14 protein-coding genes and 1 pseudogene are annotated in these 12267 nt (G+C 70.8%); 4 read left to right on the forward strand and 11 right to left on the reverse strand.

Going from position 1 to position 12267, the window contains the following annotated elements; genetic code table 11:
* Nucleotides 1-92: 92 nt before the first annotated feature.
* Both AC30CM_RS00990 and AC30CM_RS00995 read left to right on the forward strand, forming a co-directional pair.
* Nucleotides 93-776 (forward strand): response regulator transcription factor, encoded by a 684-nt coding sequence (locus AC30CM_RS00990; protein ID WP_490114940.1) that lies wholly within the window; start codon nucleotides 93-95, stop codon nucleotides 774-776.
* 18 nt (nucleotides 777-794) lie between these two features.
* Entirely contained in the window at nucleotides 795-1823 is a 1029-nt protein-coding gene (locus AC30CM_RS00995) for a sensor histidine kinase (RefSeq protein ID WP_490114941.1), read from the forward strand.
* A gap of 9 nt (nucleotides 1824-1832) precedes the next feature.
* Here the strand turns inward: AC30CM_RS00995 and AC30CM_RS01000 are convergent, their stop codons facing one another.
* From AC30CM_RS01000 to AC30CM_RS01010, 3 genes are read right to left on the reverse strand one after another with little or no spacing between them, the layout of a single operon-like run.
* The gene (locus tag AC30CM_RS01000; RefSeq protein WP_490114942.1) at nucleotides 1833-2960 is read right to left on the reverse strand and encodes a nitronate monooxygenase; all 1128 of its coding nucleotides are present in this window, start codon (nucleotides 2958-2960) and stop codon (nucleotides 1833-1835) included.
* 41 nt (nucleotides 2961-3001) lie between these two features.
* A complete protein-coding gene (locus AC30CM_RS01005; protein ID WP_490114943.1) occupies nucleotides 3002-4024 on the reverse strand; it encodes an NAD-dependent epimerase/dehydratase family protein in 1023 nt (340 codons plus the stop codon).
* Nucleotides 4021-4797: an S-methyl-5'-thioadenosine phosphorylase gene (locus AC30CM_RS01010; protein WP_490114944.1), complete on the reverse strand. Its 777-nt coding sequence runs from the start codon at nucleotides 4795-4797 to the stop codon at nucleotides 4021-4023. Before AC30CM_RS01010 ends, AC30CM_RS01005 begins: the two co-directional genes overlap by 4 nt.
* A 108-nt stretch (nucleotides 4798-4905) precedes the next feature.
* Between AC30CM_RS01010 and AC30CM_RS01015 the strand changes: the two genes are divergently transcribed.
* On the forward strand, nucleotides 4906-5775 hold the full coding sequence (locus AC30CM_RS01015) for a 1,4-dihydroxy-2-naphthoate polyprenyltransferase (protein ID WP_490114945.1): 870 nt from the start codon (nucleotides 4906-4908) through the stop codon (nucleotides 5773-5775).
* A 56-nt stretch (nucleotides 5776-5831) separates the two neighbouring features.
* Here AC30CM_RS01015 and AC30CM_RS01020 read toward each other — a convergent pair whose 3' ends face one another.
* A complete protein-coding gene (locus tag AC30CM_RS01020) occupies nucleotides 5832-6122 on the reverse strand; it encodes a DUF4229 domain-containing protein (RefSeq protein WP_490115044.1) in 291 nt (96 codons plus the stop codon).
* A 74-nt stretch (nucleotides 6123-6196) separates the two neighbouring features.
* On the opposite strand from AC30CM_RS01020, the gene AC30CM_RS01025 reads away from it, so the two are divergent.
* The gene (locus AC30CM_RS01025) at nucleotides 6197-6358 is read left to right on the forward strand and encodes a hypothetical protein (protein WP_490114946.1); all 162 of its coding nucleotides are present in this window, start codon (nucleotides 6197-6199) and stop codon (nucleotides 6356-6358) included.
* Nucleotides 6359-6372: 14 nt separating this feature from the next.
* Here AC30CM_RS01025 and AC30CM_RS01030 read toward each other — a convergent pair whose 3' ends face one another.
* The 7 genes and pseudogenes from AC30CM_RS01030 to AC30CM_RS01060 all read right to left on the reverse strand — a co-directional run.
* Nucleotides 6373-7530: a MinD/ParA family ATP-binding protein gene (locus AC30CM_RS01030; protein ID WP_490115045.1), complete on the reverse strand. Its 1158-nt coding sequence runs from the start codon at nucleotides 7528-7530 to the stop codon at nucleotides 6373-6375.
* Nucleotides 7527-8519 (reverse strand): c-type cytochrome biogenesis protein CcsB, encoded by a 993-nt coding sequence (gene ccsB / locus AC30CM_RS01035; RefSeq protein ID WP_490114947.1) that lies wholly within the window; start codon nucleotides 8517-8519, stop codon nucleotides 7527-7529. Before ccsB ends, AC30CM_RS01030 begins: the two co-directional genes overlap by 4 nt.
* A 34-nt stretch (nucleotides 8520-8553) precedes the next feature.
* On the reverse strand, nucleotides 8554-10113 hold the full coding sequence (resB, locus tag AC30CM_RS01040; protein ID WP_490114948.1) for a cytochrome c biogenesis protein ResB: 1560 nt from the start codon (nucleotides 10111-10113) through the stop codon (nucleotides 8554-8556).
* Entirely contained in the window at nucleotides 10110-10898 is a 789-nt protein-coding gene (locus AC30CM_RS01045) for a cytochrome c biogenesis CcdA family protein (RefSeq protein ID WP_490114949.1), read from the reverse strand. Before AC30CM_RS01045 ends, resB begins: the two co-directional genes overlap by 4 nt.
* The gene (locus tag AC30CM_RS01050; RefSeq protein ID WP_490114950.1) at nucleotides 10895-11491 is read right to left on the reverse strand and encodes a TlpA disulfide reductase family protein; all 597 of its coding nucleotides are present in this window, start codon (nucleotides 11489-11491) and stop codon (nucleotides 10895-10897) included. The genes AC30CM_RS01045 and AC30CM_RS01050 overlap by 4 nt, the downstream gene beginning before the upstream one ends.
* Nucleotides 11491-12105, reverse strand: coding sequence for a histidine phosphatase family protein (locus AC30CM_RS01055; RefSeq protein ID WP_490114951.1), 615 nt, complete (start codon nucleotides 12103-12105; stop codon nucleotides 11491-11493). The genes AC30CM_RS01050 and AC30CM_RS01055 overlap by 1 nt, the downstream gene beginning before the upstream one ends.
* A pseudogene (locus tag AC30CM_RS01060) lies at nucleotides 12102-12267 on the reverse strand (glutamate-1-semialdehyde 2,1-aminomutase); the annotation flags it as partial. The gene AC30CM_RS01055 and the pseudogene AC30CM_RS01060, both read right to left, overlap by 4 nt.

A 12267-nucleotide genomic window follows, 5' to 3' on the forward strand; every position in this document is an offset into this window, starting at 1 on the left:
ATTTCCTCCCTCGCTGAAAACCAACCTCGGCAACCCTGACGAATCCATGACCAGGCCACCCACCCCCGCACGTCCGGCTAGTGTTGACAACCGTGACGAGGGTGCTGATCGCCGACGACGACATCGTCGTACGCGACGTGTTGCGCCGCTACCTGGAGCGCGACGGCCTCGACGTCTCCGTCGCCCGTGACGGTACGCAGGCGTTGGCCGTCCTGGGCTCCGAATCCGTCGACCTGGCAGTGCTCGACGTGATGATGCCCGGCCCCGACGGCCTGGCGCTGTGCCGAACCCTGCGGGAACGCAGCGGTTTCGACGTCCCGGTGATCCTGCTGACGGCACTCGGCGAAGAGGACGATCGCATCGCCGGACTGGAGGCCGGTGCCGACGACTACGTCACCAAGCCGTTCAGCCCGCGCGAACTGGCGCTGCGGGTGCGGTCGGTGCTGCGCCGGGGGCCCGCTCCTCAGCAGTCGCCGCCCTCGTCGACGCTGGTGGAGGGAGCGCTGACGGTGTCGCTGGCGGCACGCTCGGTGACGGTGCACGACCGGCCCGTCTCGCTGACCAACCGCGAGTTCGACCTGCTGACGTTCTTCATGACCCACGCCGACGTCGTGTTCTCACGCGAGGAACTGCTCAAGCACGTGTGGCAGTGGGACTTCGGCGATCTGTCCACCGTCACGGTGCACGTCAAGCGGCTGCGCGCCAAACTGGGTGACCAGCAGCGCGTGCAGACCGTGTGGGGCAGGGGCTATCGATGGGGGGACGTGGGAGAGTGAGCGACCAGAGTGAGTGCCATGACCGCACCTAGCCTCTGGGAACTCGTCGGCATCGCCCTGGCCTGTTCGGTACCGGTCGTGCTGGCCGGCGCCGTGCTGATCCGGCTGGCCCGCTCCTGGTCGCTGGCCGTCAGCATGGTGGTGTTGGTGCTCATCCCCACCGTCGCCACGTTCACCGGCGTGCTCGGCGCGAGCGGTTTCATGATCACGCAGAGCTTCGAGAGCGTCGCCGTGGTGCTGGTGATCGTCGCGGTGGTGACCATCCCCGCCGCGGTCATGCTCGCGCGGTATCAGGCCCGCAGAACGGTGTGGGAGAAGCAGATTCGCGACTCCGAACAGGCCGCCGAGGAGTCGCGGCGCCGCCTGGTGGCGTTCGTCAGCCACGACCTGCGCACGCCGCTTGCCGGGATCCGCGCCGTCGCCGAGGCCATCTCCGACGGCGTGCTGGGCGAAGGCGAGGTGCGCAGCCACGCCAAGCACATCGAACACGAGACGGTGCGGCTGTCGGAGATGGTCGACGACCTGTTCGAGATGTCGAAGATCAATGCCGGCGCCATCCAACCGGTGTTCGACAAGGTCGCGCTCGACGAGGTGGTCGACGACGTGCTGGCGGCCCACCGCATCACGGCCGAGCGCGCCGGGGTGACCCTGCGCGCCGACATGCCCGCAGAGCCGGTGCGGGTGATCGGCAGTGACCGCGCCCTGGTGCGCGTGCTGTCCAACCTGGTGGCCAACGCCATCGCCCACACCCCCGACGGCGGCCGGGTGGCGCTGTCGGTGGGTTCCGACGAGCACGGCGCCTGGGCGCGCGTCGACGACACCGGTGTGGGCATCGACGAGATGGACCTGGCGCGGGTCTTCGACGTCGCCTACCGCGGTTCCAACGGACGCGTGCCGCGCGCGGACTCGTCGCTGCCCAGCGGATCGGGCTTGGGGTTGGCGATCGCGGCGGGCCTGGTGCAGGCCCACCACGGCACCGTGACCGCCTACAACCTGGAGTCCGGTGCTCGCCTGGAGGTGCGGCTGCCGCTGGCGGGCACCGAGTAGCGCCCCGGCTCAGTCGGGCAGCGACCCCGACAGCCGCTCGGCGGCGGCCAGGTAGTCCTCGATGAAGTCGGCGACGACCTCGCGTGCCGGCTTCACCTCGTTCATCAACCCCACGCCCTGGCCCACGAAGTAGGTGGCCAGCGCCTGCGCACCCGTGTGCCCCTGCTCGGCGAGGGTGTCGATGCGCCGGAGCACGGGCTCGCTGAGCATCGACTGCAACGGCAGCGGCAGCGGCTTGCGACCGTCGGCGTGCGGCAGCCAGGCGGCGGTCCAGTCCGAAACCAGTTGGCGTGACGGCTTTCCGGTGCGTCCGGCCGACCTGATGGTGTCGCGGGAGGTCGCCGCGAGCATCTTGCGCACCGTGTGCGGTGCGGTCTCGGCCTCCTGGGTGGTCAGCCACACCGACCCCGTCCAGGCCCCCGCGGCCCCCATCGCCACCGCCGCCGCCATCTGCCGCCCGGTGACGATGCCGCCCGCGGCCAGCACCGGGATGTCGCTGCCCGCCGCCTCGAGCGCGTCGAGCACCTCGGGCACCAGCACCAGCGTGCTCACCTCGCCGCAGTGCCCGCCGGCCTCCGTGCCCTGGGCCACGATGACGTCGACCCCGGCGGCCACCTGCTTGAGCGCGTGCTCCTTGGCACCCACCAAGGCCGCCACGGGCACGCCGTGGGCGCGCCCCGCCTCGATCATGTAGTCCGGCGGCACGCCGAGGGCATTGGCGATGAGCTTGATCGGATGGCTCATCGCGACGTCGAGCAACTCCCGGCCGGTGTCCCCCGACAGCATGCTGCCACCCGTGCGCACCCGCTCCTCGGGCTCGATGTCGTGCGCGGCCAACAGTTGCGTCACGAACTCGCGGTACTCGTCGGGGATCCGCTTCGCCAGGTCGGACCGGCCGAGGTTCTCGCCCTTGCCCTCGAACGTCGCGGGCACGATGATGTCGGCCCCGTACGGGCGGCCACCCACGTGCTCGTCGATCCAGGACAGCTCCCGGTCCAACTGCTCGGGCGAGTACGCCGTCGCGCCCAGCACGCCGAACCCACCCGCGTTGGTCACCGCGGCCACCACGTCGCGGCAGTGGCTGAACGCGAACAGCGGGAAGTCGATGCCCAGTTCTTGACAGATGTCGAGTTTCATGGACGCCAGTGTGGCACCCGCACGCCTGCGCGCAGGTCCGATCAGCCGCGCAGCGGGGCCGTCGCGAACTCCGCCAGGCCCCGCTGCGGGTCGATCGCCGCCCGGAACCCCAGCACCTCGGCGGCCCGGCGCGGGTCGGCCACCACGTGGCGGACGTCGCCGCTGCGGTACTGCCCCGTGACCACCGGCGCGCGGTCGGTGCTCAGCGTCGCCGCCACGTCGCCGATCGCGATGGGCCGACCCGAGCACACGTTGAACGCGGCGAACCCGTCGACACCGGCCGTCACCGCCGCGACGTTGGCCGCGGCGACGTCGTCGACGTGCACGAAGTCGCGCATCTGACCGCCGTCCTCGAACACCCGGGGCGGCTCACCGCGCTCGATCGCCGACCGGAAGATCGCGGCGACCCCGGAATACGGCGTGTCCTTCGGCATGTACGGCCCGTAGACGTTGTGGTAGCGCAGCGCCACGACCGCACCACCGGTGGCCTCGGCCCACGCCAACGCATAGTGCTCCTGGGCCACCTTGCTGGCGGCATACAGGCTGCGCGGACGCAACGGTGCGTCCTCGTCGACCAGTCGCCACCGCAGCGGCTCGTCGCCCACGGGACAGCGATGCTCGAACTCCCCCGCGTCGAGGTCCTCCCGGCGACGCGGCAGCGGGTCCACCACCCCGTGCTCGTCGCAGGCGTACCGACCCTGCCCGTAGACCACCATCGACGACGCCAGCACCAGCCGACTGCAACCGGCGGCGAACATCTCGGCCAGCAGCACCGTGGTGCCGTAGTCGTTGTGACTGCCGTAGGACGGCGCGTCCGAGGCGTCGACCCCCGCGCCCACCACGGCGGCCTGATGACACACCACGTCGACACCGGCCAGCACCTCGGCCAACCTCGCCGCGTCCCGCACGTCCACGCGCCGCACCCCGTCGGGAAGGGCAGCTCCCGCACCGTGCGCGGCGGGCAGCATGACGTCGACGGCCACCACGTCGTGCCCCCCGGCGGTGAGCTGAGCGCGGATCCGCGATCCGATGAAACCCGCTGCGCCCGTGAGCAATACCCTCATGGCAGCTCGATCGGCAGCTCGACGCCCTGGTGCGGCAGGCAGTGCGCGCACGTGCGCTCGGAGGCCACCCGACCGATGGCGTCGTGGACGAGTTCCTTGAACGGCCCCAGGTTGCGCTGGAACTCCGCGAACACGTCGACGGCCGTGACACCGGCGCCGGTCTCGATGCCGGCGTCCAGATCCGTCACCAACGCGATTGCGGCGTAACACATCTCCAGTTCGCGCGCCAACACCGCCTCGGGGTGACCCGTCATGTTGACCAGCGTGAAACCCTGCCGCGCGAACCACTGGCTCTCCGCGCGGGTCGAGAACCGCGGACCCTGGATCACCACCATGGTGCCGCCATCGACGACACCGGGGAGGCCGGTGACGGCATCGCGCAGCGTCGGACAGTACGGGTCGGCGAACCCCACGTGGATGCCGCCCGAGTCGAAGTAGGTGTCCTTGCGGGCGCTGGTGCGGTCGACCAGCTGATCGGGCACCACCATCGCCCCGGGCCCCAGGTCCGGCGTCAGGCTGCCGACCGCGCACGGCCCGAAGATGCGCCGCACGCCCAGCGCGCGCAACGCCCACATGTTGGCCAGGTAGGGCACGGTGTGCGGGGAGAACTCGTGGTTCACGCCGTGACGCGGGAGGAAGGCCACCTCGTGGTCGCCGACCGTGCCCACCGTGATGGCGGCGCTCGGCACGCCGTACGGGGTGTCGACCTCGACGCTGCGGGCATCGTCGCCGAAGAACGAGTAGAAGCCGCTGCCGCCGATGACCCCTAGCATCCCGCGCACCGCGCATCGGGGGTCGCCGCCGCGGTCGTCCGCCAGGCCATCATCTCGTGCTCGTCACCCACCACGTCAGCCATTGTCGCTCATGCGAGGATGACGCCCATGGCGACCGTCGCACAGTGGATCGAAGGCGCCCGCCCCAGGACGCTGCCGAACGCGGTGGCGCCGGTGATCGCGGGCACGGGGGCGGCCGCCTGGCTCGGCGAGGCCGTGTGGTGGAAGGCGCTGCTGGCGCTGGTGGTGTCGCTCGCGCTGATCGTCGGCGTGAACTACGCCAACGACTACTCCGACGGCATCCGCGGCACCGACGACGAGCGTGCCGGGCCGCTGCGCCTCGTGGGCTCGAAGGTGGCCACCCCGAAGGCCGTGCTGACCGCCGCGATCGCGAGCCTGGCCGTCGGCGCCGCCGCGGGGCTGGCGCTGGCACTGGTCAGCCAGCCGTGGCTGATCGCCGTGGGCGCCGCCTGCATCGCAGGCGCCTGGCTCTACACCGGCGGGTCGCGCCCCTACGGCTACGTCGGCCTCGGCGAGATCGCGGTGTTCGTGTTCTTCGGCCTGGTGGCCGTCCTGGGCACGCAATACACCCAGGCGCTGCGCGTCGACTGGGTGGGCGCGTGCGCAGCCGTCGCCGTCGGTGCACTGTCGTCGGCGGTACTGGTGGCCAACAACCTTCGCGACATCCCGACCGATCGGACGTCGGGCAAGATCACGCTGGCGGTGCGCTTGGGCGACGCGCGCACCCGGGTGCTGTACGGCGTGCTGGTGACGCTGGCCTTCGCCCTGACCGCCGTGCTGATGCTGGCGACCCCATGGTGCGCGGCGGGCGCTCTGGCACTGCCGGTGGCCCTGCGCGCGGCCGGACCGGTGCGCCGCGGCCTCGGCGGCCGCGACCTGATCCCGGTGCTGCGCGACACCGGGCTGACCATGCTGGTGTGGTCGCTGACCGTCGCGCTGGCGCTGACCCTGGGCTGACGGCCCCGGCACGCCAATCCCGTTGCGGCGCCGCGCCAACCGCGGCTGGAACCGGACTAGGCCGATTCCGTGTCGCTGCCACCGTCGTCGCCGCGCAGCCGCTTCTGCAGCTCACTCCGATCGGTGCGCCTGCGCTCGTCGAACGCCGCGATGCTGGCCGTCGCGCGACGGCGCAGCGGCGCGAAAAGCCAAATGCCGAGCGGCAATGCGACCACGATCGCGAACAGCAGCGCCACCACGAGCGGGAACTCCGACACCACTAGGCTCCCCAGGCCGTACACCACGGCGGTGAGCACGGCCACGAGCAACAAGCGGGCCACCGCGTACACGGCCACGTCGAGCAGCATGCGGGAACCCGGCCGACCTTCAGTCACGACCCGAGCCTACCGACGACGCGTATGCTGGCAGTAAGGAGGTTTTCGTGCAGTATTTACTCCTCGTCCTCATTCTGGCGGGTTTGGCGTACGTCGGCTGGCGCCTGGTGCGGGCCAACGCCAAGACCTCCAGGACGCGGGTCGTGGGCCCCGACGACGATCCCGACTTCCTGCGTCGGCTCAACCATCCGGACCCCGACAACCGCTGATCCACGGCGGCCGCTCAGCGCGTCGCGGGAAACCTCGTTGCCACCGTCGCCGCGAGTTCGGTGAGCGCATCGCGCGTCTCCGGCCGCAGCTTGTCCAGGCTGATCTCCGCACCCTCCTCCAGGTGCGGATCGAACGGCACCCTCTGCACCGCCCGGCACCGCCGCGCGAAGTGATCGACCACCTTCGCCATGTCCACGCGGCTGCCGCCCCGCCCCGACCGCACCGCGTTGACCACGACGATCGCATCGTGCACCAGGTGCTGGTAGCCGTGGGCGTCCAGCCAGTCCAACGTCGCCGACGCGCTGCGCGCACCGTCGACCGCACCGGAACTCACCACGATCAACACGTCCGCCTTGTCGAGCACCGCCGACATCGCCGAGTGCAACATCCCGGTGCCGCAGTCGGTGAGCACCAGGCTGTAGAACCGCTCCAGCACGTCCAGGGTGCGTTCGTAGTCCTGTGAGCTGAACGCCTCCGACACCGCCGGATCGGACTCCGACGCCAGCACTTCCAGCCGGCTGCTGCCTTGGGACGTGTAATGCCGTACTTCGCTGTAGCTCTGGATGCCCTCGGCGTCACGGAGCAGGTGCCGCACCGTCGCGGGCGTCTCCAGCGGCACCTTCTGGCTCAGCGTGCCGCGGTCCGGGTTGGCGTCCACCGCGATCACCCGATCGCCGCGGATCGACGCGAACGTCGCCCCCAGCGTCGCGGTCATGGTCGTCTTGCCGACACCGCCCTTGAGCGACAGCAGCGCGATCCGGTAGCAGCCCCGCAGCGGCCGCCCGACGCGCGCCTCCATGCTGCGGCGCTCGATCTCCTTGGGCCCCTCGCCCGGGTTCACCAGCTTGCCGGAACCCACGTACACCCACTTGCGCCAGCCACGTGCGGGCGCGCGCTTGGGCTGCCCGAGCAGGGCGATGGTCGACAGGTCCAGCGGCACCGAGGGCGGGTCCGGCTCCTGCCCGTGCGGAGCGACGGTCTCCCGGGGCGCCTGCGGCGGCACCACGACCGGCCCCTGCGGCGTCAACGCCAACCGCGGAAAACCGTGCGGCGGCGTGGGTGCCGTCCACTCCGGGGGAATGGTGTGCGCCGGATCGCGGAAGCGGTGCTGCGCCCGGAACCCGGCGGGAGGCTCCGGCACCGCGGGATTCCCCGAGAACGGCAAGGTCAGCCCACCCCGGCGTAGGAGTGCAGGCCCACGGTCACCAGGTTGATGAAGAACAGGTTGAACACCATCGCCACGAAGCCGACGACGTTGATCCACGCGGCCTTGCGGTCCCGCCAGCCCGCCGTGGAGCGCGCGTGCAGGTACGCGGCGTAGACCACCCAGGCGATGAACGACACCGTCTCCTTGGGATCCCAGCCCCAGTAGCGGCCCCACGCCTCCTCGGCCCAGATGGCCCCGAAGATCACGCCGAACCCGAACACCGGGAACGCGAAGATCGTGGTGCGGTAGGCGATGCGGTCGAGCGTCTGCGCGTCGGGCAACCGGGACACGATGCGCCCCCAGGTGCCCTCGCGGCCCGGCGCCCCCAGCGGCGACATCTTCAGCAGGAACAGGATGCTCGCCACGCCCGCGACCAGGAACACCCCGGAGCCCAGGCTGACCACCGACACGTGGATCGGCAGCCAGTACGACTGCAGCGCGGGCATCACCGGGGCGGCGTGCGTGTAGAGCCACTTGCCCGACACCGTGAGCAGCACCAGCACCGGCGCGAGCACGAACACCCACAGCGCGCGGTACTGCGGTTTGCGCAACACGATGGACGCCGCGATCAACCCGCAGAAGCACGTCAGGTTGATGAACTCGTACATGTTGCCCCACGGCACGCGCGACGTGGCGAAACCGCGCAGCACGATGCACCCGAACAACAGCGCGATGCCGACGTAGACCAGCGCCAGCCCGGCACGGCCCACCCGCTCGTCGAACGCCCGCCGCGGAGCCTCCGTCACGACACCGGGGCGGGCACTGTCCGCGCTCACCGACCCGCCACGGGAGACCGACGCGCCCACCAGCTCGCGCGCCTCCACCTGCCGGCTACGGCTAGCGGCCAGTTCGACGGCCAGCAGCAGGAGCGCCGCGACCAGCACGATCAGCGACGTCGTGAACGCCCAGTCCGAATACCGGGCCAGCGTCGGGTCGATCTCGAAGGTGTTCACGCGATCCGCTCCGCTTCTCGCCGGGACGTGTCCATCAGGTCTTCGCCTTCTCTCCCGCGACCGGCACCAGCTTCCCGGTCAGCCTCTCGAACTCGTCGCCCCACCCGGAGTTGTCGGTGCGGGCGAGCCCGCCCAGCTCGACGCCAACGGTACCCGGGGACTCCTGGGTGAGACGAACCCAGATACGACGTCGCCGCACCACCAGCGACACCATCAGGCCCGCCATCATCGTCATCGACCAGACCAGCACCCAGACCTGCGCCGGATCGTGGGACACCTGCACGTTGATGAACGGCACGGCGCCGTCGAACCGGATCGTCGTGCCGTCCGCCAGCCGCGTCGACTCCCCCTGCTTGAGGTTGACGCGCGCCTCCTTCTTCAGCCGGTCCTGACCGATGAGCCGGGGATCCAGCGTGAAGATCGACTGCGGCCTGCCGGTGTCGAGGCCCGTGTCGCCGCGGTACACGTCGATCGCGACGGCCGGGTCGTTCAGCTCCGGGAAGCTCGACGACAACAGCGTCCCGTCGAGCTGCGCCGTCGGGGCGAACAGACCCTGGATGGCGATCTGGTTCTGCCTGCGCTGCCGGTCGTCGGGATACGTCCCGCCCGGCGGGTCGAAGCGCATCACGCCCGACGAGAGCAGGGTCAGCGGATCGTCGGGCCGCCACTGCACCGTCTGGGTGCGCGTCTTGCCGTCGGGGAACGTCACCGTGAACGTCGGCGCGAAACCGTGGCCCTGCAGGTAGAGCCGGTTGCCGCCGATGCGCAGCGGGTGGTTCACCTCCAGCCGGTACGGCCGCCACGTGTCGCTGGTGAGGTCGTCACCGGCCTGGTAGTCGACGTTGGCGGCGAAGGTCAGCGCCTGCCCGGAGGGCAGGTACGTCGCGTCGAAGTCGTTGACCCGCACGCAGATCGGGTCCAGCGACGTGCCGTCGACGGTGTTGCCCGCGCGGAACGAGTCGAACGCCGCAGGCGACGCCGAACAGAAGCCCGGCCCGCCGTTGGCGATCACGATGACGTTGCCCTCGTAACCGAACAGCTTGCCGACCGCGATCGCGATCAGCAGACCGAGCAGCGAGAAGTGGAAGACGATGTTGCCGAACTCGCGCAGATACCCCTTCTCTGCCGACACCTCGACGGTGCCGTCCCCGGTGGTACGCGTGGTCCGTCGCCACCCCTTCAGCGTGGCGTCGACCCCGGCCGCGACGGTCGCGACGTCGCCGGACACCCGAGCCTCGTGATGCTTGGGCAGCCGGGCCAGGTTGCGCGGCGCGGCCACCGGAACGGCACGCAGGCTGCGCACGTGCTCGATCAGCCGCGGCGTCAGACAGCCGACCAGCGAGACGAACAGCAGCACGTAGGTGGAGGTGAACCAGAAGCTGGAGAACACGTCGAACAGCTGCAACCGGTCCAACAACGGCCCGATGGTCGGGTACTTCACCAGGTACTCGTCGACCTTGCCCGCGTTCAGCGATCGCTGCGGCAGCAACGCCCCCGGGATGGCGCCCAGCGCCAACAGGAACAGCAGCACCAGCGCCGTGCCCATCGAGGTCAACGTGCGCCAGGTGTTGCGAACCAAGGCGATCAGCCTCATATCGGCAACCTGACGTCGCTGACGAACGCGTCGCGCACCCAGGACACGAAGTCGGCCCACAGCCCCGTCACCAGCGCCACCCCGACGCAGATCATCAGCACGCCACCGACGACCTGGATGACGCGCGTGTGCCGCCGCAGCCATCCCAAGCCGCCGACCGCCCACGACGATCCGAAGGCCAGCGCGACGAACGGCAGGCCCAGGCCCAGGCAGTAGGCGATCACCAGCGCGACGCCGCGCGCGACGCTCGCGCCGTCGGTCGCCGACGCCACCGTGATCACGCCCGCGAGCGTCGGCCCGAGGCACGGCGTCCAGCCCAGGCCGAACACCGCACCCAGTAGGGGCGCACCGGCCACCGTCGACACCTGCCGCGGCGTGAACCGGGTGTCGCGCTGCAGCGCGGGCACGAAGCCGATGAACACGAACCCCAGCAGGATCGTCACCGCTCCGCCGATGCGTTGCAGCAGCTCCTGGTTCACGATCAGCGCGGTGGTCATGCCGAGCACGGCCACCGTGCCCAGCAGGAACACCGCCGTGAAGCCCGCCACGAACAGCACCGCGGAGCCCGCGACCCGCAGCCGCGAGCGCGTGCGCACGGCACCGCCGGCGGGATCGGCGCGGTCGGCGGTGTCGTCGACGCCGACCACCGCCGCGAGGTAGGACAGGTAACCCGGGACCAGCGGCACCACGCACGGCGACGCGAACGACACCAACCCGGCCAGCACGCACACGCCCAACGCCAGCAGCAGCGGGCCGGTGGCCGCCAGCTCGGTCACACCGGTCACTTCTCGGCCGCCAACCGCTGCACGACGGGCAGCAGGTCCTCGGCCAGCAGCTCCCTGAGGAACACCGCCGCCACCCGATGCTGCCGGTCGAGCACGATGGTCGAGGGCACCACGGTCGTCGGATACTTCCCGCCGAACGCGATCATGGTCCGCATCGCGGGGTCATAGATCGACGGAAACGTGATCTTGCGGTCCACGACGAAGTCCATGGCCGCGTCACGGTTGGGGTCGCGGACGTCGATGCCCAGGAATTGCACGCCGGCGCCGCGCGTCTGCTCGTAGACCTGCTGCAGCTGCGGCATCTCCGACCGGCACGGCCCGCACCACTGGCCCCACACGTTGACGACCATCACCTTGCCGTCGAAGTCCGACAGCGCCACCGTCTGCTGCGGATCGGTCAGCGACGGTCCCGCGATGGCGCCGGGCCTGCCGCGGTCGGCGGGCGGATCGTAGAAGATGTCGGTCTTGCCGCCGGGAGCCACGAACTCGAACGTGCCGCCCTGCGCGACGGCGTCGTCACCCGTGGAACAGCCGGCGAGCACCACCGCCGATGCCGCCACCGATGCCGCCGCGAGCGTGACCCACCGCCTCACTACAGTCCCCAGGGTTCCGAGTACCCCCAGCGGATCAGGGTGTCGCCGGAGAACGTGAACGACGTCAGCGACGCGAGGTTGCAGAGCCTGCTGTGCGGTGTCGGCAGGTGCGCCAGCCTGCGGCCCGTCATCGCGCGGCGCAACGTCTCCACCGGCAGCTGATGGCTCACGCACACGGCCTCGCGGCCCGCGGCCTTCAGGCGGGCGCGGTGCAGCGCGGCGACCATGCGGGGCGCGATCTCGGTGTACGGCTCGCCCCACGACGGCTTGGTCGGGTTGCGCAGCTTCGGCCAGTTCCGCGGATCGCGCAGCGCCCCGTCACCGGGGGCGACGCGCTGACCCTCGAAGTCGTTCCAGGATTCGATGAGGTCGTCGTCGGTGTCGATGCTCAGCCCGTGCGCGGCGGCGATGGGGGCCGCCGTCTCCTGGGCGCGCTCCAGGGGCGAGGCCACCAGGTAGACGACGTCGCGATCGGCCAGCCAGTCGGCGCACGCCTGCGCCTGCGCCCGGCCACGCTCGGACAGGTGATAGCCGGGCAGCCGGCCGTACAGCACCTTCTCCGGGTTGTGCACCTCGCCGTGTCGCATCACGTGCACGGTGGTCAGTTCGCTCACGCGGGGACCTTCGCCTCGGCAGCGGCGCGGGCCGCGCCCGGCAACGCGGCGGCGATGACGTCGAAGGCGTCGTCGTCGAGGGCGGCCGAGACGAACCACGTCTCGAACGCACTGCAGGGCGGGTACACGCCGGCCTCCAGCAGCGCGTGGAAGAACGGCGGG

This window comes from Mycobacterium sp. DHQP2018-32-09 (genome assembly GCF_058148405.1).

What these genes read in the sequence shown, in the direction of transcription:
- AC30CM_RS00995 (WP_490114941.1), top strand. Translation starts at nt 795, where the DNA reads ATGACCGCACCTAGCCTCTGGGAACTCGTCGGCATCGCCCTGGCCTGT.
- AC30CM_RS01000 (WP_490114942.1), bottom strand. Translation starts at nt 2,960, where the DNA reads ATGAAACTCGACATCTGTCAAGAACTGGGCATCGACTTCCCGCTGTTC.
- AC30CM_RS01005 (WP_490114943.1), bottom strand. Translation starts at nt 4,024, where the DNA reads ATGAGGGTATTGCTCACGGGCGCAGCGGGTTTCATCGGATCGCGGATC.
- AC30CM_RS01010 (WP_490114944.1), bottom strand. Translation starts at nt 4,797, where the DNA reads ATGCTAGGGGTCATCGGCGGCAGCGGCTTCTACTCGTTCTTCGGCGAC.
- AC30CM_RS01015 (WP_490114945.1), top strand. Translation starts at nt 4,906, where the DNA reads ATGGCGACCGTCGCACAGTGGATCGAAGGCGCCCGCCCCAGGACGCTG.
- AC30CM_RS01020 (WP_490115044.1), bottom strand. Translation starts at nt 6,122, where the DNA reads ATGCTGCTCGACGTGGCCGTGTACGCGGTGGCCCGCTTGTTGCTCGTG.
- resB (WP_490114948.1), bottom strand. Translation starts at nt 10,113, where the DNA reads ATGAGGCTGATCGCCTTGGTTCGCAACACCTGGCGCACGTTGACCTCG.